Raw genomic sequence first — 24,106 nt, 5'->3', positions numbered from 1 at the left:
CCCGGCTTCCTCGGTTCATCTAATCCGGGTTTGCCTGCACCTCGTTCGCCGCTGCACGCGGTGCACCGAACCAGTGGATCGCCGAAGCGAGAACACCGAGCACGATGCCGAAGACAACAATGCCGTTCCAGCCAAAGCGCGTCAGCAACCAGCCGCTGACCGTCGCACCCACTGCACCGCCAAAAAACGTCGCCGTCATATAGAGGCTATTGATGCGGCCCTGGGCCTTCGGATCCACCGCGAACGCGCGGGTCTGGTTGGACACCAGACCGGACTGCACGCCGACATCGAGCACGATCACGCCGACGATCAACAAAGTCGGCGAGGTCGCCGCGCCGGAGAGCAGCACGTACGAAAGCGTGACGATGCCGATGCTCGCGCCGATCACCTTGCGAAAGCCGATTCGGTCCGTCGCATTGCCGCCGAGCGAAGCCGCGAGCGCACCGGCCGCGCCGATGATGCCGAAGGCGCCCGCCCACGCGCTGCCGAGATGCCACGGTCCGTTCGCGAGCAGCGCGGCGAGATTGACCCAGAACGCGTTGAAACAGGCCCACAGCAATGCCTGAATGATCATCGACTCGCGGATGGGCCGATTGTCCCGAGCAAGCGGCCATAGCGACGCGAGCAGGCGACCGTAGGACAGATTCGTCGACGGCACGCCACGCGGCAACAGTGAAGCCGCGGCAATCCCGACCGGCACCATGAACGCCGCTTCAAAGCCGTACACCGCACGCCAGCCGTACGCCGCGCCGATTGCGCCGGCGACCGTGCGGCCGGCGAGGATGCCGATCATGATCCCGCTCACGACGGTCCCGACGTTGCGCCCACGCTGGCTAGGCAACGACATGGCCGCCGCGAACGGCACCAGTTGCTGCGGCACGCAGCTCACGGCGCCAAGCCCGAACGCCGCCGCGACAAGCGCCCAGATGCCGGGCGCGACGGCTGCTGCAATGCCGAATACGATCGCGAGCGCGATCTGCACCAACACCAGCTTGCGGCGATCGAAGCGGTCGCCGAGCGGCAACAGCAACGCAAGGCCGCCGGAGAAACCCAGCAGGCCGGCGGCGGCGACGAGATCGACCGTCGTAGCGTCTACTCCGAGGTCCGTCGCGATCAGCGGCAGGATCGGCTGCGTGCAATACAGGTTGGTGATCACCGCGCCGGCGACGATCGCCATCATCATGATCTTGCCGCGCGAAGCGAGCGGCGGCGGTGCAGGACTATCGATTACGGTGGTTGATCCGGGCACGGCCATCTCCTTGTTGTTCGTATGCTCCGGCCTTTGCAGCAACATGCCGCGGTCCGGGATTCAACTCCAAGGCTACGCACTTGCATTCGCAAAGAGAATCCATCAGGATCGAGATTCATCCTTCCACCAGTTGATAGGATCATGAATCGTCTCGAAGCCATGTCGATCCTCGTCGCGGTTGTCGATGCAGGCAGTCTGTCGGCGGCCGCGCGCCACCTGGACATGCCGCTCGCCACCGTCAGCCGCAAAGTGGGAGAACTGGAAGCGCACCTGAAAACGCGCCTGCTGCATCGCACGACGCGCAAGCTGTCGTTGACCGAAGCCGGCAGCTCGTACGTGGCCGCGTGCCGGCGCATTCTCGAAGAGATCGGCGAGGCCGAGCGCGCCGCGACCGGCGAATATGCGGCACCGAGGGGCGAACTCGTCGTCACGGCGCCGATCGCGTTTGGCCGCCTGCACGTCACGCCGGTGATCGCGGATTTTCTGGCGCAGTACCCGGAGATCGACATCAACCTCATGCTGACCGACCGCGTCGTGCATCTGATGGACGAGCATGCGGACGTCGCAATCCGGATCGGCCAGTTGCCGGATAGCACGCTCGTCGCAAAGCAGGTGGGCACCGTGCGGCGGGTCATCTGCGGCAGTCCCGCGTACCTCGATGCGCATGGGGTGCCGGAACGGCCGGCGGCCCTCGACACACATCGCTGCATCACTTTTGAAGCACTGGAGTCGATGCGGGCGTGGAGCTTCGGGTCCGGCAAGTCCGAAGTGTCGGTACCGGTTCAATCGCGCTTCGCGGTCAACACGGCGGACGCGGCGATCGCGGCCGCGATCCTCGGCGTGGGACTGATTCGTGTGCTGTCCTACCAGGTCGCCGATGCGGTCCGCGCGAACGAGCTGCGCGTCGTGCTCGAAGCATTCGAAGCGGCGCCGCTACCGGTCAGCCTCGTGCACGCCGGACAAACGCCGCTGCCGCTGAAGCTGCGCGCGTTCCTCGACTTCGCGACGCCGCGGCTTCGCGCGCGCATTTCGGGCGAACGCGCCGGCGCTTGCACTACTTGACCGGTCGTCAGCCGCGCGTCTACGCTGCGTCGCATAGCACCCTAGTCTGGAGACTGCGATGAAACAGGCGACGATACGCGAAGCACTGAACGCGCACTGGCAAGCATCGGCACAGGGCGATCTCGACGCCGAACATGCCATTTACGCTGAAGACGTGATCTGCGACTACCCGCAATCGGGTGAACGCATCGTCGGGCGAGTCGACTTGCAGGCGCTTCGCGGCCACCATCCGGGCAAGCCATCGGGATTCGAAGTCAGGCGCATCGTGGGCGCGGGCGATCTATGGATCACCGAATACACCATTTCCTACACGGGGCGAACGGCTTACACCGTCAGCATCATGGAGTTCCGCGACGGCAAGGTGGCCCACGAAACCCAGTACTTTGCCGACGCCTTCGAAGCGCCGGACTGGCGCAACCAATGGGTGCGGAAGATTCCTTGACACAAGGTCTGAGATCGACGCGAGGCAACTCACGGCTTCGGCAAAATGGGTTGCGCCGCGCCGCGCCGCGCCGCGCCGTGCGAGCAGCAGCCTCCCCGCCTTACCCGCCGTAAGTCGACTCCCACCCTCCCCCCAGCGCTTTGCAAAGCGTGATGAGATTCGTTGCCGCAGCAGCTTTGCTTTTCTGCAGATTGCTCTGCGCGTCGAGCAACTGCCTCTGCACATTCAGGACGTCGAGATAATCGAGCGCCCCAGCCTTGTAACGGTCGCGTGCCACCGCGAGCGCACGTTCATTCATGCTGACTGCAAGGCTAAGCCGATCGCGGCGACGTTGCTCGGCATCGTAAGTGACGAGGGCATCGTCCACTTCCCTCCACGCGTTCAACACCGTCTGCTTGTAGACGATCGCGGCCTCCTGCTGTTGCGCCTCGCGTAGTTGAAGCATGCCCTTCAGACGCCTGCCTTCGAATATCGGCAGCGTGATCGACGGCCCCGCGACGAATTGCCCGGATGCCCAACTGCCCAGGCTCGACAATTGCAGACTCTGCAACCCCGCGCTGCCGTTCAGCGTGATGCGGGGATAAAAATCGGCCTTGGCGACGCCGATCTTCGCGGTGGCCGCATGCAGTTCCGCCTCCGCCCTGCGGATGTCGGGCCGGCGCTGCACCAGTTCGGATGGAAAGCCAATCGGCACCTGCACGGGCAGCGCGGGCACTTCACGCGGCTCCGCAAGCGTCTGCCGCAGCGCGCCGGGCTCCTGCGCGAGCAGCAAGCCGATCGCGTTGATCGTCGTTTCGCTTTGCGATTCGAGCGTCGGAATCAGACTTTCAATGTTCTCGACCTGCGCCGCTGCGTTCGACACGTCGAGATCGGTCGTCACGCCCTCACGTGCGCGATCGCGCGTCAGCTTCAGCGCACCGTTGGCGATGGCGAGATTTTCCTTCGCGATCTGCAGCAGATCCTGCGTGTCGCGCAACTCGATATAGTCGCGCGCGAGCTCGGCGCGTGCGCTCAGCAGTATCGCGTTGCGGTCCTCGTACGATGCCTGGGACTGCGCAGTGACCGCTTCGACGCTGCGGCGGACGCGGCCCCACAGGTCGAGTTCCCATGACGCGTCAAAGCCCGCCTGATATACGTTATAGGCCGGCGACCCTTTCGAGCCCGGCATCGCGGCTACGCCAAGCGGCGCACTGCCAGAAGCCGATAGCGGCTGACTTTGCGACGGCGTCACGCCGAGCAACGACAGAATGCCGTTTTCGCTGCCGCGTTCGCGGTTGTACGACGCGGCGCCGCCGAGCGTCGGATATTCGGCGGCACCGACCACGCGGCGTTCGGCACGGCTTTGCAGTAAACGCGCGGAGGCTGCGGCCACGCTCAGGTTCTGGTCGGCGAGCCGCTTTTCCAGGTCGTTCAGGATCGGATCGTTGAAGAGCGTCCACCAGTCCGGACCGAATTGTGCCTCGACAGCCTTGCTCGGCGACTGCGCGGCTTGCGTCCGGTCGAAGACATCCGGCGTGGCCGATTGCGGACGTTCGAAGTTCGGACCCACCGTGCAGCCCGCCATCGCGACGCAAGCCAGAATCGCCGCGATCATCGGGCGGAGAGCGTATGTGTTGCCGTTCATTTTCTTTCCGCTCCCTCAGCCGTCGCTTGTCCGTTGCGGCCCACCGCGACCTCGGCTTCGACCGACAGCCCCACGCTCAACGCGGATGCCGCCAACTGTCCATGATCGATCGTGATCTTCACAGGCACACGCTGCACGACTTTCGTGAAGTTGCCGGTCGCGTTGTCCGGCGCGATCGGCGCAAAGCTCACGCCTGTCGCCGGCGCCAGGCTATCGACGCGGCCGCGGATGACGACGCCAGGAAGACTATCCACCGTCACGCGCACCGCCTCCCCGGGTCGCATGTTGGTAATCTGGCTCTCCTGGAAATTGGCAATCACATACGCGTTCGACAGCGGCACGATGGCGAGAACCGCCGCCCCCGGCGTGAGAAATGCGCCGACCCGTGCCGAGCGGCGCCCCACCTTGCCGTCGACGGGCGCGCGGATCTCCGTATAGGAGAGGTTCAGCCGGGCCTGTTCCTGTACCGCCTCGGCGTGTTGCAGTGCGCTGGCCGCCTTGTCGCGTTGCGTACGCAGCACGTCGAGATTCTGCTGGGTGGCGAGCAACGCAGCCTGATCGCGCGCCTGCTGTGCAAGCTGCTGTGCGAGTGTGCTCGACGACAGTTGCTGCTCCTGTGCGGTGCCCGCGCCGGTTGCCGACAGATTCTGGTAGCGCGCTGCATTGGCGCGTGCAAATCCGATCGACGCCTCATCGGCGCGCAAGGTCGCGCGTGCCTGATCGACGAGCGACGGCTGCCGCGCGATCTCGGCATCGAAGTTCGCGACCGACGCTTTCGCCGCAGCGACCTCAGCCGTTGCGCTCATCAACGCGGCGCGATAGTCGCGGTCGTCGATACGCACGAGCAGCTGGCCCGCTTTCACATCCTCATTATCGTTGACGAAGACGTCCGTGACCTGTCCCGGGACACGCGGCGCGACGAGCGTAAAGTCGGCGGTCACATACGCATCGTTTGTGGATTCCGTACTCGCGCTGGAAAAGAGCCGGACGCAAGCCCATACAACGAGGCCGATCACGATGATGGCTGCGGCGATACGGGAAATCTTCAAGGGGGATGGAGTGGTCGATGACATGGAAATCGTTCCTCAATGCGAAGAGGGCGGCGTAGTACTCCACGGCGGATAGATACGAACCGGCAGCACGGGAACCAGAAAAAGAAGCACAACGGCGACGCACGCCATCACGCGATAAAGATCGGCGGAGGTGAGAACGACTGCCTGCTCGTGAATGCGGTGCGCGATCTGGCCGAGACCATAGGCCGCGTCGACGCCCTGGTTCGCGATCAGTGCGCGATTGCCGAACTGGTCCACCAGCACGCTCGAATGGAAATGCTCGCGCGCGGTGCCCACCGCTTCGATGAGCCCGCTTGCCACGGCTGCCGAGAACGTCTTGACGGTATTGAACATCGCCGAGGCGAACGGACCTTCGGCAGGCGGCAGGCCCGTCGTGACACCCATCAGGATCGACATGATCGTCAGCGGCTGTGCGACGATCTGTAGCACCTGAAGCATATAGAAATTGTCGCGGATCCACGCGGACGTCATGAAAGTGCCCAGCGCGCAAGTCGTCAACATCAGCGTGATACCTATCGCGATCACCCAGCGGTGGTCGACGCGGCGCCTATTCAAGAGAGCGGCTGTCAGCGGTAGTGTGATGAGCAAAGGGCCGGCCAGAAGCAACGACAGCGGCGCCGTTTGCAGCGGCCTGTACAGGTGAATTTTCGCCAGAAACTGGCCGGGAATGGCCGCGACGCCCACCAGCAGAATCACGGTCCCGACCAGCGTCGACAGCCCGTGCGTAAAGTTTCTGCGTGCCAGCAATTGAAGCTTGAAAAACGGCACTGGCTGATACCACTCGTTGACGAGGAACGCGACCATCAGCAGCCCGCCCGCGCCGAACATCACACGAATGAACTCCGAGCCGAGCCAGTCGAGCCGGTCGCCCTGCAAAATGCCTGTCACAAGCATCGCAACAGCGGGAAATCCCGTCAGGAAACCGAACCAGTTGAATGCGCGAAACCGTTCGAGCTTCACCGGATCCGCGGGCAGTCCCTGCTGAATCGCAACGCAGCACAGCGCGCCAAGCGGGATGATCTGCCAGAACGCCATGCGCCAATCGACGAACTCGGTCCACAGCGCGGCGAGCGGTGCGCCGAGCGCCGGTCCGAAAGTTGCCGTCAGTGCATAGCCGGCGAGACCGTACAGCTTCAGATCGGGCGGCAAATAGCGCAGTGCGACGATGATCAGCATCGGCGGCAGACATCCGCCTGCGATTCCCTGCAATATCCGCAACGAGTAAAGTGCCGGCAAGTTCGGTGCGAATGGGCACAGCAAACCAAAGAACATCGTTGCGATGACTGCGCCGATCGTGAACCTCTTGAGCGTGAACGTAGTGCCGAACCATGGCGCAAACACCATCGTCGCCACGTTCGCTGCTTCGAACAGCGCGGTAAGCCAGGTGCCGTCGTCGTGTCCGACGAGGAACGCGCCCTGTATATCGGCCATCGCGGCCGCCGTCACCTGTTCGTTGAGGATCGCCAGCAACGACGCGAACAGCATGCCGATCAGCCCGAGCGCGATACGCCCGGAGAGGCCCGCTTGCGGCACCGTTGCCCCGGCAGGCTCGGCAACCGGCGCAGGAACCGACGCTAGTCGCATGGGGCCAGGTTCGCGAGCTTGCGGGACCGTGGCCGCTTCCGTAGCAGTCGTCGTGGGATTCGCATTCATGGGGAATCAGCTACTCCTGTTGAGCGAGGCATTGCTCGCGAGAGACATCTCCAACTCTCATTTCGTTAGCTCTACTTGCTGATGTGAGTAATCAACCGTCGGCTCAGCGCGGTTCGTTGCTGTGCACCTACTGCTTTATTGTCGGAGACAATGCCCATTTCATGAAGCGCGGGCTTGAGGGGTTTTGGGTCGTCCAATACCAGAATCTTGCCAGGCCGCTGCGAAAGCGAGCCGCGCGCATCAGGCCAAGGGGTACGGGCGGATTGCGTCGCGGCGGACCATCCAGGCGTTCAGTCGATGGCTGAGGCCTGAGCAGCAATCCGCAACTCACGATAGGCGCTCACCAGCGCATCGAGGCTGAACGAACGGTTAAGGCCGCTCGGGTTCGGTAGCACCCATGTGCGTGCGCCGCCGAAGTCGGTCGCCTGCAATCCCCATTCGATATTGCGCTGACCAGACATTTCGGCCAGTGCGAGCTTGCCCAGGAACGCGATGAATCTCGGCGCGAAATGCCGGACTTTCAGTTCGAACTGCGCGGCGGCGGCTCGAATCTCCGCTCGCTGCAACTGATCCGCCCGCACGGTAGCGCGCGGGACGGCGGCAGTCAGTCCGCAGCCGCACGTCAATAAGTGCCTGTCGTTCTCGGGACGAAACTCCTCGCTCGTGAAGCCCGCACGATGGAGCACTTTCCAGAATCGATTGCCTCTGCCGGCAAAGTGGTGCCCTGACGAGGCCGCGCTCAAACCCGGATTGATCCCGCAGAACAGTATGGATAAGCCCGGCTCGATGATATCCGGAAGGGCCTGCACCGAACCGGCACAGGTATCGGATGACAGGGACGACGCGCCCGCTGCCGCCACAATCGGATCATTGCCGCGCATTCGCCTCTTCCCCTCTGAAGCGCATCCGATACTGCTTCGGCGTCACATTGAGCCGCCGCGAGAAAGTCGCGCGCATATGGGTGGCGTTGTGAAAGCCGCAATGGAATGCGACCGTCTTCAGCGGCGCATCGGTGTCCTCGAGCAGCTTTCTCGCGGTGTCGACGCGAACCTGCTCCACGAATACGGAAGGGGTCACCTTCGCGTGCTTCGCGAAGAGCCGCGACAATGTGCGGCGGCTCACCGACGCGGCGTTCGCGAGTTCCTCTATCGACAGGACATCGGTCAAGTGCTCGCTCACATACCGATAGACCTTGCCGATGATGGGGTCTTCGTCCTTGCCGGCACCGATATACGGGCTGTATTGCGACTGCCCGCCTTCGCGCTGGATATACACGACGAGACGCTTTGCGACCCGCACCGCCAGCTCGTGCCCAAAGTCCTCCGCGACGAGCGACAAACACAGATCGATCCCGGCAGTCACACCGGCCGACGTGAAGAGCCGCCCGTCGCGCACGAAAATCCTGTCCGGCTGCACGTTAGCCTGCGGAAACTCACGGGACAGCCGGCTTGCGTCCGACCAGTGCGTCGTTACCTCCTTGCCATCAAGCAGACCCGCATGCGCGAGCACGAAAGCGCCGTTGCACACGGAGCCGAAGCGGCCTGCGTTGTGCGCCTGGTTCCGCAGCCAGGCGAGGAACTCGTTCGACAGCGGCTCATCGGGCAACTGCGGGCCGCCCGCTACCAGCAGCAGGTCCCATTCAATGTCACGGTCGGCATAGCCGGACGACACGGCCAGCTGCATGCCGTTCGAGCACGAAACGGTGCCCGCCTCGCGTCCGAGAAGCGTCACTTCATATCGCTGATGCTCGGAAAGGAAAGTATTCGCCTCGGCGAACACATCGAGTGGGCCTGCCACATCCAGCGCCTGCACACCATCGAATGCAACAATGGCGACTTTCATGCCGTGACCTTCATGGTGATAACTGTGTTTTCGTTGATACCTCAACGAAGTCGTGGCGCAGCTTACCGCATCGTCAGGTACGCGTGCCGTCAGCCTTTGGAAAAAGTATTGTGTCGTGGCGTAACAAATCGACAATTGACGCGCAGATGCACGGCGTGGCCCGAAAACTCCACAACCTGGCAGACGAGCGCACTATCCATGCATGTCGGCCGAGGCATCGATTAACTAGACTGTGTACACGATTGCGACGAGGCACACTACCCGGACGCACCGGGAAGTCTCCCGCCCAGGGCAATGCTTGTGACGCGCATCGATGCCTGGAGATACCGTGGGCGACCGCAAGCAGCGATAGGCGTCACTTCATGTGTTGCGCTAGACGTTCGACGCTCGGGCGCGCGCCGATCAAGGGCAGATTCATCATGCTGAAGGAACGCCAGAGTTCTTTCCTGTTCGGGGGCAATGCCTCTTACGTCGAAGAGCAATATGAACTGTATCTCGCTGAAGGGCTTTACGGGTTCCGTCGAGACCGACGACGGCCGCGTCGATGTAATGCTCGCGTTCAATCCTTCGCATCTGGAGTGCGTGAACCCGGTCGTGCAAGGCATGTCGCGCGCGAAGGCCGAACTGGCTCGCGCTGCCGATACCGACCACGGCGACGACGTGCTGCCGGTCGAAATTCACGGTGACGCCGCGATGAGCGGACAAGGCGCGGTGATGGAAACGCTGAGCCTCTCCTATACGCGCGGCCACGGCACGGGCGGCACCGTTCACATGGGCATCAACAATCAGATTGGCTTCACGACTTCCGATCCGCGCGACACGCGTTCGTCGTTCTTCACGACCGACGTCGCGAAGATGATCGAGGCGTCCGTCCTGGCCGTCAATGGCGACGATCCCGAAGCCGTCGCGCTGGCGGTGCGGCTGGCCGTCGACTATCGCACCACGTTCAGGCGCAGCGTCGTCATCGATCTCGTGTGCTTTCGCAAGTATGGGCACCAGGAACAGGACACGCCGGCGATCACGCAGCCGCTCATGTATCGCGCGATCGCCAATCACCCCGGCGTGCGGATCCTCTACGCGCGCAAGCTGATCCAGCAGCGCGTGATCACGCACGATGAAGCAGAACGCTACGTCAGCGAGCGCCGCGAACTGCTCGAACGCGCGATCGTGGCCACCGGCAAGGTGTCGGACCGGACGCCTCTGCATCGACCGCACCGGGATATCACTCGGCGCACGTGGCGCGGCAGGCCGCACTCGTTACGCAAGCGCTCACCGGGTAACCGCGCATGCGTGTCGCGATGATGCTCTACACGGGTTTTCAGTTGCTCGAAGTGAGCGGTCCGATGGATGTGTTTCATCGGGCCAACCGTCTCTTCGGCGGGGTGCTTTATGAACAGCATCTGATCGGCCCGGCGCCGGGGACGGTGTTGTCCTCGAACGGCACGGCCGTGCGCGCGACGGGATGCCTGCTCGACACGCGCACGTCTTTCGACATTATCGTGGTGCCGGGGGCGCAGGCCGTGGGCTCGGCGCGCGAGCATGGGGAACTCGTCGACTGGTTGAGCGATGCGGGACCGAAAACCCGCCGGCTCGCGTCCATTTCGAACGGTGCATTTCTGCTCGCCCGCGCGGGTCTCGCCGACCGCCGCTGGCTGACCACGCATTGGCGCGACGCGCACCGGCTCGCCACCGAATATCCACTCGTGCATGTGATGTCGAATCCGGGTTGCCTGAAGGATGGCAACCTGTACTCGTCCGGTGGCGCGAGTGCAGGCATTCATCTGGCGTTATCGTTCGTGCGGGAGGACCTGGGCGAAAACGCCGTGGAAACGATCGCGCGAGCACTCCTGGCGCCGCCGTATCGAGGCAGCGGCGATATGCGGGAAATTCAATGATAGACACCGATCTGATTCACAAGGCGCTCGCGAATCCGCTGCGGCGCGACATCCTCGCCTGGTTGAAAGTCCCCGCCGAGGCCTTTCCAGGCCGCTTTGTCGACCTGGGCCGCGGCGTCCCTGTGCACGCGATTCAGGCACGCAGCGGTCTTTCCCAATCGACGGTATCGGTGCATGTCGCCCTCCTCGTCGAAGCGCGGCTTCTCGTATCGACGCGCGTCGGGCAGTGGATCTTTCTTGCACGCAATGAAGAAGTGATACGGTCCTTCGCTGAACAGCTAAGCCTGCACTTATAGATGGACATGCTCCACACAATGCGGACGTTCGCGCGCATCGCGCGGAGGAAAAAAGTACGGGCAACGGGGATTAAGGTGTCGGATATGAATGGGTTCGGCGATACGCGCGTGGGGCGCTCGAAAAGCGCTTAACTCGCACCTGCATCGACCGACGATGCTCGCTTTGCAACGCCAAGCCGGACAGTCAGGAGACTTAACAATGTCATCGTGAAGGCTAGCATCACGGCCACATGCAGTCCTGATGCGACATCGCTGGACTCGGGGCGCACGAGCGAACCGAATACGCCAACGCCCACGACACCGCCGACTTGTCGCGCGGTATTCAACACGCCCGAAGCAATACCGATTGACGCTGAGTCGACATGCGCGAGCACAGCGGTATTGATGGACGGCACCGCGAGCGCGACGCCGGTGCCCACAGCCAATAGGGGCAACGCAATGGCGAGCGCGCTGCTGTCCGCGCGGAGGAACGCCAACAAGGCATAGCCGAGTGCCGCCAGCGACTGGCCGACGACCAGGGGCAGGCGATAACCGAAGCGTGCGGTAAGACGGCCCGATACTACGTTGGCCACTGTCACGACTGCGGTCATCGGCAGAAACGCGATGCCGGTCTCGAGCGGCGTGTAGTGGCATGCATTCTGAAAGAAAAGGCTCATCGCGAACATCAATCCGTAATAGCCAAAATTCAGCGTGAGGCCGGTGATTGAACAGACATTCAGCACGGCGTTCCGAAAGAGCGCGAGCGGCAATAGCGGCTGCACGCGGCGCCCTTCGATGACGACGAACGCCGCTGCCGCCACCACCGCCGCCACCAGGCCCGTCATGACCGGGGCGCTGGTCCAGCCGCGTCGGCCGCTTTCAACAACGGCGTACGTCAACACGGATAGCGCCACGACCGCGAGCAGTTGTCCGGCAAGGTCGATGCAGCGCGCCTCATGGCGTACGGTATCAGGCGCATGCGCGAGCGTAAGCCAGATCCCGACAATGCCGATCGGCACGTTGATAAGGAAGATGGACGACCAACCAAAGCGTTCGACCAACACGCCGCCGACCAGAGGGCCGGCGCCGAGCGCGAGCGCTGCGGTGCCGGCCCAGATGCTCACGGCTTTGGCGCGCGCGTGCGCATCCGGGAATGCGGCGCCGAGCAGCGCCAGCGACGATGGTACGCACAAGGCGGCGCCCACTCCCTGCAGCCCCCGTGATGTGACAAGCACCGTCGCGTCGGCCGAGAGACCGCAACCGATCGACGCGCCGGTGAAGACGGCGAAGCCGCAGACGAAGATCAGACGCGCGCCGAAACGGTCGGCGAGCGAGCCTGCCGTGAGCAACAGGCTGGCGAATGCGAGCGTGTACGCGTTGACGACCCATTCGAGCTCTGTCGAGCCGATTGCGAGGCTCGCGCGGATGCGGGCGAGCGCGACATTCACGACCGTTACGTCGAGACAGATGAGCACAAAACCGAGGCTCGTCGCCAGCAACGCGAGTCGCGATGATTGCCGCCGCGTGGAGAGTGAAATGTACATGTGTCCGTGCCAGAAAGAACGCGACTGGAAATTGCCTCAAAGGCCGTCGCGTAGCCGAACTCTATTCCCCAAGCAGGGTTTGATAAATGCAGTCCGATCGGGCACAGAACCCGGTATTATTGAGTAATGGACCTTCTCAAGGCAATGACCGTGTTCGTGCGCGTGGTGGAAACAGGTAGCCTCACGGCAGCGGCGGTAGCGTGCGACCTGTCGCCGACCATGATCGGTAGTCACCTGCAGGCGCTCGAAGCGCGGCTAGGCACACGGCTTATACATCGGACCACGCGTAAGCAGCGGGTGAGCGCGTTCGGCCAGACCTACTACGAGCGCTGTGTCGAGATACTCGGCCTGATCGACGATTCAGAACGGCTAGCGCACGATCATCTCGCAACGCCGCGCGGCCGCTTGCGCGTAACGGCGCCTGTCATGTTCAGCAACGAGTGCCTCATTCCGGCCATTGCTGAATACTGCGATCGCTATCCGGAGGTAAAACTGGATATCGTCGCGACCGACGCTGTCTCGGATCTTCTCAACGATGGGTTTGAGGCGGCGATTCGCATCGGTGCGCTGGGCAATCCAGATCTGGTCGCGCGTCCGCTCATGCCGTATCGGCTCGTTTTATGTGCTTCGCGCGCCTACCTGAGGGCGCAGGGCGTCCCTGCGACGCCCGATGCGCTGCGCACACACCAATGTCTCACTTACGCGTATCCACCGCGGTCCGAGTGGTACGCGGCCCATTCCGAGTGGGTGCTGAACGGACCAGAAGGGCGCGTGGCGGTACATGTGGACGGGCGCCTGAAGATCGACAATTCCGAAGCGTTGAGGCGAGCCGCATTGCGCGGTCTGGGCATCGCACTGCTTCCGGCAATCCTCGTGAACGACGATCTTCGCTCAAAGCGGCTCGTGGAAGTGCTGCCGGACTACGCCGCGCCGGAGCGGCAACTGAACCTGCTATACCTACCCGATCGGCACATTTCACCAAAACTGCGCAGTTTTATTGATTTCGTGGTGGAACGCTTCGGTGCGGAAACCACGACGCATCGCGGATAAACAGCGAGTGGCCTAAAGCCCACCATTATCGCGCTTATATCGACCAAGCCCGGCGCAACAGCCTTCACGCGGATGTCCGCAGCAAGTGAGAGCGCAAGCCGACGGATGCCGGTGTTATTGATCGGAAACCGAGGTTGCGGGCCAACGCGAGCCCCGTGTCGAATATCCCAAAGTTGCCGTTCCCATACCTACGAGCCCACACGAAACCGGTCGACGTCCGCGCTTGCGGCAATCCACTTGGGGCGCCGGCCGCGGCCACTCCAGGTGTCGCCAGTCTCGGGATTCCGGTAGCGCACCGGGACGGTCTCCTTCCCTTTCGCCGCGGCATGGCGCGGCTTTGTGAGTTCTCCGCGCAGTTCGTCGAGCGTGATGTTGTAGGCCGCCATCTTCAGCCGGATCGCCGCGATCACCTGTACTTTCTCGGCAACCTGATGAACGCGGATGGTGTTGTCGATGTCCACAAGCTGTGCCTGAAGAATTTCTCGCTGGGCCTTGAGTGTTTCGAGGTCTTCCATGGTGATTGCCCCTTCTGAATTGTTGTTCTACTGCGCGCCCGCCGAACCTGAACTTCCGCTGAAATAGTTGAACGCACCACTAAAGTCGGTCTGGGTGATGGCGACCTCACCCGTTTTCTGCAGCACGACCGCATTGTTTCTAACGATTTCGAAGTGCGGCCGCCCCGGCGCCGACGGCATACTGACCTCGTTCACACCCTCCACAAGCTCGAAGACGGCTCGATTTGCGCCACATGTCACCGTCAGCGTAGCGCGCCGCGTCATCAACGCCGTGACGTGAATTCGCGCCGTGAGCGGCGCGAGAGATCTGGGTGGGACGGCCGACGGATCAACCAACGCCCTCGCCATGTCCGTTCTCAAATCAACCGGGTGCAAGCGATAGAAATAATAGAGCGCGTCACTTTCAATAACGGGCCGCACGCCTGTTTTAAACCAGGCGATGTAATAGCGGCTCGCATCAAGATACGCCGTGTGATTCAGTAGTTCTCCGAATCGGCTGTTGTAGACATGCGCTTTCGATGTCGAACCTATCGGCGCGACATAAGTCGACTCCGCCCAATCGTTCCACGTCACGATTTGCATCCAGTTCGCACCGGATTCGATCGCCGCTTGCCATTCCTTTGCCATTCCGCTGAAGCCGTCCGTCTCGAACGCACGATAATTGGTGCCGTTCGAAAGACCACGGTAGTACGGTGTAACGCTCGTCATGAAAGTCTTGCCGACGCGCCTGAACGTGGATGACAGAAGCATAGTCGAGCGAGCGAGCGCATCGGGCGGCGCGCCGGCGCCGAAGAAAAAATAGCCGTCCGCGGAGGTGCACCTCCCGGCGATTTCGGCGGCCTGTTCCTCGCCAATCGTCGCCTCGCCGCTACTCGGGGAAAAATGCGGGATGAACCACGCACCGAGCCTGTTCGCCTCCCGCATCAAGGACTCGCAGCGCGCGGCATCTCTGCCGCCCAGTCCATAAGCGGACAGAACCGGCTTGCCGCCCTGCTTCAACTGCGCGTTGAGTCCGCTCGTTGTGCGTACGATATCGGGCAGTTCGTTCTGCGCGTTGCCGTCCGCGGACACGAAAAGCTTGAAAGCGCCACCCAGGCGCTCGGCCGCCTCGTACATCTGCAGTACGCGCGCTTTGTACATCGGCTCGCTAGCGCTCCAGCCTCCGCAGTTGAGCGCGAAACCGTCGATGCCGCGAGCCATCGCCTCGCGGAATTCGGCGAGATAGTCCTCGACGCCCGCATCGGGGCCGCCTCGAGGCCATGCCACCATGTAGTGCGCGAACACGTAGCGCGTCGATGCCGGCTGGGCACGCGCGGGGGCAATCCCGCAGGGCACCATCGCGGAAAGCGCCAACCCTTTCAGCAAACTCCGACGTTTCATACGTTCGTCACCGTGGTGGACACACCTTCATTTATATGGAAACCGGTGCTGCCTTCGCCCGGATTCGGCTCGACAACGCAAGCACGATCCCGCCGGCGAGCGCAATGCCCATCGTCGCGCCGATGAGCCCAAATGCATACGACAGCAGCGATACGAGGAGCAGCGACGCCCCCACTTCCAGCGACGATATCTTGACGAACCAGCGCCTGTCCACAGAAAACACATGAAGCGAAAATATCCTGCACATAAAGATCACGCCTGCCCCCAGGAAGGCGGCGAATAGAAAGCCAAACTGCAACGCGGGCGCACCGAGCAGACCCGTTGGAAAGAGATGGACGCGCAGCGCGATCCAACTGGTCAGCATTAACAACCCCATGGTGCCGGCGACTCCCGCGAGCACCGCTGCGGCGCGCATGCGAAGCAATGGCGCGATGGCGCGGCCGAGCTTGCTGCTTACGACGAGTGCAAATGCCTGTCCGCTATTGAACGCAAGATTGTGCACGCTCTTGACGCCGCGATAGAGCGCGGCAGCAGACGGCCCCAGAATAAATGTCACGATCATGATGTCCGCATGTTTCGCGCCCGAGAAGATCGCGTTCGAATACCAACTGCCCAGAATCTCTTTCCGGTGTTCGCTCAGGAACTCGCGATAGCGAAATGTCCACGGGTTAAATCGCTCTGCGTCAGGATACGACGCGAAGTCGGCAGGACGCGCATTGCCGCCGCGCGCCGTACCCAGATACGCCACGAGCATCATCGCGCCATATGCAGCTTCGACGAGCAGCAGCAGGTCCGGCAACATGGGTTGCAAAGCCTGCTTCGCGATGACAAGCCATACAACGGCGATGCGGCTCACCGCAGAAATCGTCGAAATCGCGCAGACGAGGCCGCTACGGCCATATAGTCTCAGGACACCGAGCGAAAAGTGCGAAAGCCCATAACACGCGGGTGCAGCGAGCAACGTCCAGAAATAATGCGGCTGTGCAAATAGCCCGGTTCGCGCGAGCGATACGGTAAGCGACGCGAATACGATAGTCGATCCGGTTGCACTCGCGAAGTCGAGAAAGATCAACGTGGACACGCGCGAGCGAATCCGCTCGATAGTGAAGATGCGGGGCGACCCGAAGTTGAAAAGGTCGATGGCTACGTAGAATAGCGCGAGCAGCGCGTACGATTTGCCGAGCCAGTCCGGATCGAGATGGCGCAATGCCACCGCTACGGCAATGAAGTTGCCAAGCGCCGGCAGCGCGGAGGCAAGCACCACGTAGAGAAAATCCTTTTTCATCGCGAGGAAGCCGCCTTGAGCTCATCGCAATAGAGGTGATATTGCTCCTGCAAGGTTGAGAATTGAAAGTTCCTCGCAATGGCTCGATGACTGGCTGCCTCCCGGCGCCTGAATGACGCGTCCGTCGCCCGTTGTTGAATTCGTGCACAAAGTGCGCCAAGGTCGCCAGGCTCGACAAGACTCTGTTCTTCGAGAACCTCGCCGATTCCGCCCACGCGCGTCGCCACTACGGGAATGCCCAGCGCCATCGCCTCGAGCATCGCTCGCGGCATGCCTTCCTGAAATGAGGGCAGCACGAAAAGCGCATGCTGCGCGACGCGTCGACGCACTTCGTCGCCGTCCATTGCGCCGGCAAAATGGACGACGTCCGCCACGCCCTCTGCTGCCGCGATACGCTGAAAATGCTCGCGCAAAACGCCGTCGCCTATCAAGGTAAGACGAACATCGAGCTTGTCGGTGCGCAGTCGGGCAATGGCGCGTATCAGCAGGTCATGCCCCTTGCTCTCGTTGTGCATCATCGCGACATTGACGATGCGAAAACCGCCCTGGCCGCCATCTTCGTCATGCGAAGTGTGCTCGAACATTTCATCTGGGAGATACACATCGCTGAATCCGAATGCGCGATCCAACCTGCTTGGCGGATAACGCTGTTGCAACGAATGTGCCGTTACATAGCGGACAGTTTTCGCACGATGAACAGCATGTTGCGTCGCCCAGCAATGCACGCTGCGCGCAATGCGCCGTAGCGGATGGCGCGACGCGGCGTCGCTGAAATAATCGGCCGGGTCCGCGACGACTTCGGCGGAAAACGGCTTGCGCGTCAGCTTGCATATCAACATGGCAAGCATCGCGATGTTGCCTGGAAAGCGAATCAGCAACACATCGGCGTGGTTAACGACGTCGTACACGCGGTGCATCAGGCGCGGAATGCCCAGAACCAGCGCGCGTACGCCCCGGTTCGCACCGAGGTCGAGAAACGAGGTACGCGCGCCGGTCACCTTTTTTCCGAGAGCCTTCGACGTCGGAAAGGAGCGCGCGGCAATCCTGACCTCGTCGAAACTCTGGGTGAAACGCACCGCGAACTGCTCATAGCCCATATGCGGACTATAGATTTCCGCTCCGACGCGCGAGAAGTTTCCGTCCATCAGTAGCGTGATCGAAGAGCTGTACTTCATTTTTGATGTACTCCACCAGTTCGTCGTAACGGTTCGCCGAAGCTTTATCGAGGCTATTCCAGAACGGCGTTGGATCGTTTCTCAGTCGCTCCACGGTGTCCGCCACCTTCACCGGGTCGAAGTCTCCCGCATGAAACACGTAGTCGTCGATGCCGAGGTCGCTATAGGCAGCGTGCCCCTTGCGTTCGTACGATAGATGCACGCTCGGTACGCCGGCGAGCACGCTTTCCAGACTGCCATGCAGACGCACCGACACGATGATGGCATCACGCCGGAGCACAATGTCGCGAAGCAAGGCATTGCACCGCACACCGAAGGTGCGCTGGTAGAACACGTCGTCGCTATTGCCGCGGCCTGAACTTTGCAGAGCGAAGCCGGCGTCCGGAATCAGTTCGACGAGACGCCTGATGTTCTTCAGGTACACCTCGGAATACGGCTTGCCGCTCAGGTCGCGAAAGACGAAGAAGACCTTCCGTCGCTCCTGCGTCGTCAAGGCAGTCGCGGGAATTTGCAGATGCTTGCCGATCTCCAGTACGACCAGATCGCCGGTTCGCACGCCTCGCCGGTGTTGCAACTCATCGCGGCTCTTGTCGTCGCGAAGAAAAATCGTGTCGACATGCCGGCGAATCAGCGCTTTGAGAATGACCCCGGAGATGCCTTTGAAGGGCCCGACGCTTTGCGGCAGATAAACCGTCCTGCTGCGGCGGCCACCGAGCGCTGTGCCGGCAATCTGCGTACCGTGCGCGATCAGCGCCTTCCACCCCTCGCTCAACGTGCCCGACCTCAGATAGCCGCCCCCTACCCCAAAGAAGATCGCGGCGCGCGTGGACCCGATACGTCGCACGATTCTCACCGCGAACTGTGCAAGGGAAATCAGCTCCACGTTCCTGTCGTCGAGATAACCGGCAAATGCAGCCTTGTCCAGACACACGACGGTAACGGGACCCACTATCCCCGCCGAGCAAATGGCGCGCAGGCTTAACTTCACCAGCAAGCCATCTCCGCTATTGCGCGGGCTGTACGCATGCAGCAGGAAGACCTCAGGCGTTTTCATAGCAGCTCATGAGTGATTTGAAGAAACGATCGGCGCGGAAGGCGTGATCGAACACATGGCGGGCATTGGCACCCATGCGGCGGCATTCCTCTATCGACAATGCATTGAGCTGGTCGGCGAGGCATGTGCCGCTCAACTCCCGCAACATGAGACCGTTGTAGCCATGAATCACCTGCTCGGGCAAAGAGCCCTCGCTGGATACGACGAGCACCTTGCCAGCCCGCATCGCCTCGATAGGAACAAGCGCGAGGCCCTCCCATCTGGAGGGCACGACGATCACATCCATGTCGAGCATCGCGCGGCGCGTCTCGTCCGGCCCAACCCAGCCGTGATAGGTGACCCGTGGATCGTCGGATTGCACGTTCACACCACCGCGCACCGCAGCACCGAACACGTGTACGTGCAGTCCCTCCCTCAGCAGCGGAATGGCGTTGAGAAGAATGTCGAATCCCTTCTGATAGTCGAGCCTTCCAAAATAGCCGATATGGATTGTCGTCACAGGGTTCAGTGTCAACGCAGCGGTCTCGATCAAACGTTCGCTTGCGCTGTCGGGCGCGATGCCTGTGTAGACGAGGTCGATGTTGTCGAGTCCGATACCGTGCCGCTTGGCCGCCCGTACCTCGTCGAACGACATGCACAGAATCCGGGTGCAGCGGTTGGCCATCGCCCGTTCGACAAATGCGAACGCATGACGCGTGACGGGCGCGATGTCCCGTTTCATGAACGACCACGCATGCGGCGTGTAGAGGATCTTCTCGTCACGAAAGCGATTTAACCGCACATACAGGCCAGGAAAAGTACTGTGGCAATGAATGACGTCGGCCTGCAAACCAACGAGTACTCTTTTCAGCCTGTGAGCAATCGCCGGGATGAGAAGCGGATTCCGGCTCGAGCGGTAATGAACAACCGAGATCCCTGTTACGCCGATATCGGCGAGCTTCAGGTTTCTCGGATCGCACAAGAGCACGATTTCGTGCCCCATGTTACGTTGCTCGACCATCAGCGCGCGGACGTAGTTGGCCACACCACCTATCCATGTCTCAACCACATGTACGATCTTCATGTCGAACTCACCGAAGCAGAAAGGGAAGTACGGACGTTTTCGCCACCAGGTAGCGAAACAGCTGTTCAGGCGTTTGAAACAGAGGCTGCATCCACGTTATTTCGTCAACTTGCGGTCATACCGATAGGCGACGTAGCGATATGAGCCGTATTTCGAGCGATAACCGAATGCGCGTGCATCCACCGCATTGAAGATCACGCCCTTCAACGTTGCGTTAGCCCGCTGCAAATGCCGCGCGCTTTCGGTAAGTTCGCCGATCACCGTTCGCTGGAAACGTGCAATCAGAAACGTAGTGCCCGCACCGCTAGCGACAATGCCGGCGTCGGCCACAGCGAGTACCGGAGGCGCGTCGATCACAACCAGGTCGTAGCGTTCGCTGAGGCGTTGCATCAGCCGACTCATGCTTTCGCTCATCAACAGTTCCGCTGCGTTGGGCGGAATGCCGCCGGTCGTGATCAGATCGAGGCCTTCGGAAACGTCGTGCCGGATCACTTCGTCGAGCGTGGCCTCTCCGGACAATACGTTCGACAGCCCCTTCCCACGCGAAACGCCGAAGTACTGGTTGAGGTAGCCGCGCCGCATGTCGGCGTCGACAAGAATCACGCGTTTGTCGGTGCTGGCCATGATCGCGGCGAGATTCGACGCCACGAACGACTTGCCCACACCGGGGCCCGGTCCCGTCAACAGCAGACGATTGTTGGGCGCGTCGAGCATCGCAAAACGCAGGGCTGTGCGCAGGCTGCGCAAGCTTTCAATAGACGGCTCATCGGGGCGAGCCGCCGCGAGCAGCGCGAGGCCCGAGCGGCGCGTCCGGATCGCTTCGTCGAGTGTGCGCTGTTCCGTCGAGTAGGGAATCGCGCCATATACGTTCAGGCCGGCATAGCGTTCAATGTCCTGGACATCCGTGATACCGCCATAGAAGTGCTCCCGTGCGAAAGCCGTCCCGACGCCGATCATCAGGCCGGCAATCAACGCCAGACCCATCACGAGCGGCTTTTTCGGCTGAACCGGCTCTTCCGGAATGCGCGCGGTATCCACTTGCCGAACATTGCCGACCTTGCCGGCCGACACCAGTTTCAACTGCTGCAAATTGTTCAGCGCGCCGAGATAGACGTCGGTATTGACCTGCACGTCGCGCATCAGCGCCACCGTCCCCTGTTCCAGATTCGGCAGCGATTTCATCCGGCCATCTACCGCCTGGAGCCGTGCCTTCATTGCAGCGATCTGCTGTTCCACTGCTCGCACCGAGGGATGATCGGACGAGTAGCCGCTCGCCAGTTCGGCGCGCTTTTGCTGCAAGGTCAACAGATTGGTTTGCCACGCGACCGTCTCCTGCAAGAGCGTCTGTGCTTCGAGACCGAGGTCGTATGTGCCCTTCGAATTCCGGTAAGCGTTGTAGCGTTGTTCTGCCTGTTCCACGTCGTGTTTCAGGCTCGGCAGCAGTCCCTCGAGAAATGCCGCCGACTTGTCAGCCTCGGCTGCTTTGCGCTTGATGTTTTGTGCCACGTAGGCATTGCCGAGCGAATTGAGAATGGCCGTGATCTGCTCCGGGTCCCGTCCTCGCAGCGACGCGGTAATGATGTCGCTCTGCTTGCCTTTCTGCTCGACGGTCAGCTTTTTCTGCAGCGCTTCGAGCGTCAGGAGTTTCGAATAACGTGTGAGAGAAAATGTGGCGCCCGGCTTGCCGCTTATTTGCTTAACGAGCAGTCGGAACTGGCCGATGCTTTGATTCGACACGATCGGTTCTCCCACCACCCCTTCGATCGGCGAATCGAGGTCCGACTGTGTGACGCGAAACCGGTTATTGCCGAGCAGCGTGAGCTTGAAGCGCTTGCCGATGAGGCCGGACGGCACGTCGAATTGCTCGACCGCGATCGATTCGCTTCCCCAGCAGAACCCACCCATACCCAACAGTCCCGGATTGGACAGGGCGTTATTGTTATCGGCTATCAGCCAGCCGATGAGTGGAAAACGGCGCGGCGCAGCGTCGATATAAAGGCGAAGATCGTTCACCGCCTGATCGACCACCGCCCGCGACTGCAGGATTTCGACTTCACCTTCCGCCTGCGTTTTGACGTCGAAGAGAGACGATACGTCGCCGAGTAACGACGTCGCGCTAGTCGGGTTGTCCTCCTCGACCTGGATCATGATGTTGGCTTCGTAGTTCGGACGCGCCAGAAACGCATACGCGGTGCCGAGCAGCACGACTACGGCGCAAATTGCTGCAATCAACCAACGGCTTCCGACCAGCACATCCACATAGCGAATGAGATCGGCATCCTCGTCGACTGGATCACCCACGGTCATGTCAATTTTATTGTTCATCGTCTCTACGTCTCTTTAAGCGAGTGCCTTAATGCGCGATGTCCAGGATTCGGTGCCACGAGCGATCAACTCGTACACCTCGTAAAAATGCGAGAGCGCCTTGCGATAAGGATCGGGCACATCGAAATCTTCCACGTCGCCGAGACGGAACACCTTGCCTCGCGCCGAGGGATGCCTGCGCATGATTTCCTGGCTGTGTACACGCTCCATCGTCAGGATCAGATCGGTCGCGCTGACCAATGCCGCATTCAACGGGCGCGCGCGATGCTTCGAAATGTCCAGTCCGTTCTCGGCACAGACCTGGATAGCAGCGGGATCCGCGGCATATCCGGTTAATGCGTCGAGTCCAGCCGACTCCACCACGATTCCCTCGAGTTCACGACGCAGCAGGTATTCAGCCATCGGGCTTCGGCAGATATTGCCGACGCAAACCACCAACATGCTTCTGATCATTTCCCGGCGATCGCTCCGTAAAGTGCCGCATTCACGGCGGGCAGAAGGAGATTCAGCACACGGCTGAAACGAACGAGACCGTTTCCGTCCACGTACACAATGTCGTGCGGCTCCAGCGCAAACTGATTGGCGAGCACCATCGACACCGGCGATTTGGCGTCCAGGTGATACACCTGCGGGCTCGCGCTCAACGAGTCACGGATCACATAAACTTCCGACGCATCCGCGGAATTGCTGTTGATGCTGCCGGCCTGCGAAATGGCCTCGCTCAGCGACAAGGTGCCGTCACGCATGGGGAGCGCGGTCGACGGCCTGGAAACTTCGCCCATCACGTACACGCCGCTGTCGTCGCGCGCGCGCACGCGGAGCAGGTCGCCGTCGCGCAGAATGATCCGGGCGGGATTGAAGCCGCCTTCGAACATCGAGGTCATGTCGAGCGGATACGAGCGGCCGTCGCGAACGAGGACAAGCCGGCTCTGATCCGCCGTCGTCGCGAACCCGCCCGCTCGGCTCACCGCGTCGTACAGCGTCATCGGAATGTCGTTCAGCGGCTGGGCACCGGGCGTGTGCACTTCACCGTCGACAAAAATCTGTCGCGCGCGAAACGACGCCATGCGCACCGTGACCTGCGGGTTAAGGAACGCTTTAGTCAGTCGGAGCGCGAGCGCCTGCTGAATCTGGTCGGTCGTCATGCCCGCGGCGTGCAAGGTTCCTGCATACGGAAATTGCAGATTGCCGCGCTGGTCCACGACGAATCCCGGCACCGGGTCAGAGTTGCGCGTTGCCGCCTGGCCGGGCGCTCCCTGTGCAACCGCGAGTTCCGGATGGTCCCAGACCGTAATCTGCAAGACGTCCCCTGCTCCCACCACATACGGTGAAGGTTTCGCAGAGAGCTCGCGCACCGCCTCATCGAGATCTTTAGTGCGAGTTGCACGCAGCCTATGAATGAGCGTTGCGTCGATGTTCATGATCGGCACGGGCGCCGCCTCTGCACGCGCCTCGGTATCGTGAGAGACCGCAATGGTTGCAGGCTTGACCATCTTCATGCCAGGCGCTGCTGCGCATCCCGCCAACGCGATGGGAAGCGCCAACGCTACCGCGTTAAAAATCGCACCCCTCATCGCACCCCGCATCGCAGCCTTTGACT

General features: G+C 61.6%; 21 protein-coding genes and 1 pseudogene. 6 read left to right on the top strand and 16 right to left on the bottom strand.

Going from position 1 to position 24,106, the window contains the following annotated elements; genetic code table 11:
- Nucleotides 1-19 precede the first annotated feature (19 nt).
- Nucleotides 20-1,294 carry an MFS transporter gene (locus ACEN8U_RS08180; protein ID WP_310107919.1) on the bottom strand — a complete coding sequence of 425 codons (1,275 nt, stop codon included), beginning with the start codon at nt 1,292-1,294 and terminating at the stop codon, nt 20-22.
- 96 nt (nt 1,295-1,390) lie between these two features.
- On the opposite strand from ACEN8U_RS08180, the gene ACEN8U_RS08175 reads away from it, so the two are divergent.
- Together ACEN8U_RS08175 and ACEN8U_RS08170 are read left to right on the top strand one after the other, a co-directional pair.
- Nucleotides 1,391-2,311: a LysR family transcriptional regulator gene (locus ACEN8U_RS08175; RefSeq protein WP_310107917.1), complete on the top strand. Its 921-nt coding sequence runs from the start codon at nt 1,391-1,393 to the stop codon at nt 2,309-2,311.
- A gap of 58 nt (nt 2,312-2,369) precedes the next feature.
- Nucleotides 2,370-2,753: a nuclear transport factor 2 family protein gene (locus ACEN8U_RS08170; protein ID WP_310107915.1), complete on the top strand. Its 384-nt coding sequence runs from the start codon at nt 2,370-2,372 to the stop codon at nt 2,751-2,753.
- Nucleotides 2,754-2,853: 100 nt separating this feature from the next.
- Here the strand turns inward: ACEN8U_RS08170 and ACEN8U_RS08165 are convergent, their stop codons facing one another.
- From ACEN8U_RS08165 to ACEN8U_RS08145, 5 genes are all read right to left on the bottom strand, one after another.
- A complete protein-coding gene (locus ACEN8U_RS08165; protein WP_310107913.1) occupies nt 2,854-4,377 on the bottom strand; it encodes an efflux transporter outer membrane subunit in 1,524 nt (507 codons plus the stop codon).
- Entirely contained in the window at nt 4,374-5,450 is a 1,077-nt protein-coding gene (locus ACEN8U_RS08160; RefSeq protein WP_310107911.1) for an HlyD family secretion protein, read from the bottom strand. The genes ACEN8U_RS08165 and ACEN8U_RS08160 overlap by 4 nt, the downstream gene beginning before the upstream one ends.
- Nucleotides 5,451-5,462: 12 nt before the next feature.
- Nucleotides 5,463-7,103, bottom strand: a complete 1,641-nt coding sequence (locus ACEN8U_RS08155; protein WP_310107909.1) for an MFS transporter — start codon at nt 7,101-7,103, stop codon at nt 5,463-5,465.
- A 290-nt stretch (nt 7,104-7,393) separates the two neighbouring features.
- Complete coding sequence (gene mug, locus ACEN8U_RS08150; RefSeq protein ID WP_310107907.1) at nt 7,394-7,984, bottom strand: G/U mismatch-specific DNA glycosylase; 591 nt, start codon at nt 7,982-7,984, stop codon at nt 7,394-7,396.
- Complete coding sequence (locus ACEN8U_RS08145; protein WP_310107905.1) at nt 7,971-8,945, bottom strand: GlxA family transcriptional regulator; 975 nt, start codon at nt 8,943-8,945, stop codon at nt 7,971-7,973. Before ACEN8U_RS08145 ends, mug begins: the two co-directional genes overlap by 14 nt.
- A gap of 501 nt (nt 8,946-9,446) precedes the next feature.
- Between ACEN8U_RS08145 and ACEN8U_RS08140 the strand changes: the two are divergent.
- The 3 genes and pseudogenes from ACEN8U_RS08140 to ACEN8U_RS08130 all read left to right on the top strand — a co-directional run.
- A pseudogene (locus ACEN8U_RS08140) lies at nt 9,447-10,103 on the top strand (thiamine pyrophosphate-dependent enzyme); the annotation flags it as partial.
- Between the two features lie 140 nt (nt 10,104-10,243).
- On the top strand, nt 10,244-10,840 hold the full coding sequence (locus ACEN8U_RS08135; protein WP_310107903.1) for an AraC family transcriptional regulator: 597 nt from the start codon (nt 10,244-10,246) through the stop codon (nt 10,838-10,840).
- Nucleotides 10,837-11,136, top strand: a complete 300-nt coding sequence (locus ACEN8U_RS08130) for a helix-turn-helix domain-containing protein (protein WP_310107901.1) — start codon at nt 10,837-10,839, stop codon at nt 11,134-11,136. Before ACEN8U_RS08135 ends, ACEN8U_RS08130 begins: the two co-directional genes overlap by 4 nt.
- 128 nt (nt 11,137-11,264) lie before the next feature.
- Here the strand turns inward: ACEN8U_RS08130 and ACEN8U_RS08125 are convergent, their stop codons facing one another.
- Nucleotides 11,265-12,659, bottom strand: a complete 1,395-nt coding sequence (locus tag ACEN8U_RS08125; RefSeq protein WP_310107900.1) for an MFS transporter — start codon at nt 12,657-12,659, stop codon at nt 11,265-11,267.
- A gap of 126 nt (nt 12,660-12,785) precedes the next feature.
- Here ACEN8U_RS08125 and ACEN8U_RS08120 point away from each other — a divergent pair, with 126 nt between their 5' ends.
- On the top strand, nt 12,786-13,709 hold the full coding sequence (locus tag ACEN8U_RS08120; RefSeq protein WP_310107899.1) for a LysR family transcriptional regulator: 924 nt from the start codon (nt 12,786-12,788) through the stop codon (nt 13,707-13,709).
- A gap of 188 nt (nt 13,710-13,897) precedes the next feature.
- On the opposite strand, the gene ACEN8U_RS08115 is transcribed toward ACEN8U_RS08120, so the two are convergent.
- From ACEN8U_RS08115 to ACEN8U_RS08075, 9 genes are all read right to left on the bottom strand, one after another.
- Nucleotides 13,898-14,224 (bottom strand): H-NS histone family protein, encoded by a 327-nt coding sequence (locus ACEN8U_RS08115; protein ID WP_310107897.1) that lies wholly within the window; start codon nt 14,222-14,224, stop codon nt 13,898-13,900.
- Between the two features lie 27 nt (nt 14,225-14,251).
- Nucleotides 14,252-15,577, bottom strand: coding sequence for a glycoside hydrolase family 71 protein (locus ACEN8U_RS08110; RefSeq protein ID WP_368607995.1), 1,326 nt, complete (start codon nt 15,575-15,577; stop codon nt 14,252-14,254).
- Between the two features lie 58 nt (nt 15,578-15,635).
- A complete protein-coding gene (locus ACEN8U_RS08105; RefSeq protein ID WP_310107895.1) occupies nt 15,636-16,889 on the bottom strand; it encodes a hypothetical protein in 1,254 nt (417 codons plus the stop codon).
- Nucleotides 16,886-18,064, bottom strand: a complete 1,179-nt coding sequence (locus ACEN8U_RS08100; protein ID WP_310107893.1) for a glycosyltransferase — start codon at nt 18,062-18,064, stop codon at nt 16,886-16,888. Before ACEN8U_RS08100 ends, ACEN8U_RS08105 begins: the two co-directional genes overlap by 4 nt.
- A complete protein-coding gene (locus ACEN8U_RS08095) occupies nt 17,994-19,118 on the bottom strand; it encodes a polysaccharide pyruvyl transferase family protein (RefSeq protein ID WP_310107892.1) in 1,125 nt (374 codons plus the stop codon). Before ACEN8U_RS08095 ends, ACEN8U_RS08100 begins: the two co-directional genes overlap by 71 nt.
- Complete coding sequence (locus tag ACEN8U_RS08090) at nt 19,105-20,181, bottom strand: glycosyltransferase (RefSeq protein ID WP_310107890.1); 1,077 nt, start codon at nt 20,179-20,181, stop codon at nt 19,105-19,107. The genes ACEN8U_RS08095 and ACEN8U_RS08090 overlap by 14 nt, the downstream gene beginning before the upstream one ends.
- Before the next feature lie 96 nt (nt 20,182-20,277).
- The gene (locus ACEN8U_RS08085) at nt 20,278-22,506 is read right to left on the bottom strand and encodes a polysaccharide biosynthesis tyrosine autokinase (RefSeq protein WP_310107888.1); all 2,229 of its coding nucleotides are present in this window, start codon (nt 22,504-22,506) and stop codon (nt 20,278-20,280) included.
- A 15-nt stretch (nt 22,507-22,521) separates the two neighbouring features.
- Nucleotides 22,522-22,959, bottom strand: a complete 438-nt coding sequence (locus ACEN8U_RS08080) for a low molecular weight protein-tyrosine-phosphatase (RefSeq protein WP_310107886.1) — start codon at nt 22,957-22,959, stop codon at nt 22,522-22,524.
- Nucleotides 22,956-24,092, bottom strand: a complete 1,137-nt coding sequence (locus ACEN8U_RS08075; RefSeq protein WP_081588265.1) for a polysaccharide biosynthesis/export family protein — start codon at nt 24,090-24,092, stop codon at nt 22,956-22,958. The genes ACEN8U_RS08080 and ACEN8U_RS08075 overlap by 4 nt, the downstream gene beginning before the upstream one ends.
- Between the last annotated feature and the right edge of the window lie 14 nt (nt 24,093-24,106).

Source organism: Paraburkholderia phenoliruptrix, from assembly GCF_047325075.1.
GTDB lineage: Bacteria > Pseudomonadota > Gammaproteobacteria > Burkholderiales > Burkholderiaceae > Paraburkholderia > Paraburkholderia phenoliruptrix.
This window is presented reverse-complemented; position numbering and strand designations above follow the sequence as displayed.

Coding starts and splice junctions, on each gene's coding strand:
- ACEN8U_RS08175 (WP_310107917.1), top strand. CDS start 1,391: ATGAATCGTCTCGAAGCCATGTCGATCCTCGTCGCGGTTGTCGATGCA.
- ACEN8U_RS08180 (WP_310107919.1), bottom strand. CDS start 1,294: ATGTTGCTGCAAAGGCCGGAGCATACGAACAACAAGGAGATGGCCGTG.
- ACEN8U_RS08095 (WP_310107892.1), bottom strand. CDS start 19,118: ATGAAAACGCCTGAGGTCTTCCTGCTGCATGCGTACAGCCCGCGCAAT.
- ACEN8U_RS08120 (WP_310107899.1), top strand. CDS start 12,786: ATGGACCTTCTCAAGGCAATGACCGTGTTCGTGCGCGTGGTGGAAACA.
- ACEN8U_RS08125 (WP_310107900.1), bottom strand. CDS start 12,659: ATGTACATTTCACTCTCCACGCGGCGGCAATCATCGCGACTCGCGTTG.
- ACEN8U_RS08115 (WP_310107897.1), bottom strand. CDS start 14,224: ATGGAAGACCTCGAAACACTCAAGGCCCAGCGAGAAATTCTTCAGGCA.
- ACEN8U_RS08075 (WP_081588265.1), bottom strand. CDS start 24,092: ATGCGGGGTGCGATGAGGGGTGCGATTTTTAACGCGGTAGCGTTGGCG.
- ACEN8U_RS08080 (WP_310107886.1), bottom strand. CDS start 22,959: ATGATCAGAAGCATGTTGGTGGTTTGCGTCGGCAATATCTGCCGAAGC.
- ACEN8U_RS08100 (WP_310107893.1), bottom strand. CDS start 18,064: ATGAAGTACAGCTCTTCGATCACGCTACTGATGGACGGAAACTTCTCG.
- ACEN8U_RS08170 (WP_310107915.1), top strand. CDS start 2,370: ATGAAACAGGCGACGATACGCGAAGCACTGAACGCGCACTGGCAAGCA.
- ACEN8U_RS08155 (WP_310107909.1), bottom strand. CDS start 7,103: ATGAATGCGAATCCCACGACGACTGCTACGGAAGCGGCCACGGTCCCG.
- ACEN8U_RS08165 (WP_310107913.1), bottom strand. CDS start 4,377: ATGAACGGCAACACATACGCTCTCCGCCCGATGATCGCGGCGATTCTG.
- ACEN8U_RS08105 (WP_310107895.1), bottom strand. CDS start 16,889: ATGAAAAAGGATTTTCTCTACGTGGTGCTTGCCTCCGCGCTGCCGGCG.
- ACEN8U_RS08160 (WP_310107911.1), bottom strand. CDS start 5,450: ATGTCATCGACCACTCCATCCCCCTTGAAGATTTCCCGTATCGCCGCA.
- ACEN8U_RS08090 (WP_310107890.1), bottom strand. CDS start 20,181: ATGAAGATCGTACATGTGGTTGAGACATGGATAGGTGGTGTGGCCAAC.
- ACEN8U_RS08135 (WP_310107903.1), top strand. CDS start 10,244: ATGATGCTCTACACGGGTTTTCAGTTGCTCGAAGTGAGCGGTCCGATG.
- ACEN8U_RS08085 (WP_310107888.1), bottom strand. CDS start 22,506: ATGAACAATAAAATTGACATGACCGTGGGTGATCCAGTCGACGAGGAT.
- ACEN8U_RS08130 (WP_310107901.1), top strand. CDS start 10,837: ATGATAGACACCGATCTGATTCACAAGGCGCTCGCGAATCCGCTGCGG.
- ACEN8U_RS08145 (WP_310107905.1), bottom strand. CDS start 8,945: ATGAAAGTCGCCATTGTTGCATTCGATGGTGTGCAGGCGCTGGATGTG.
- mug (WP_310107907.1), bottom strand. CDS start 7,984: ATGCGCGGCAATGATCCGATTGTGGCGGCAGCGGGCGCGTCGTCCCTG.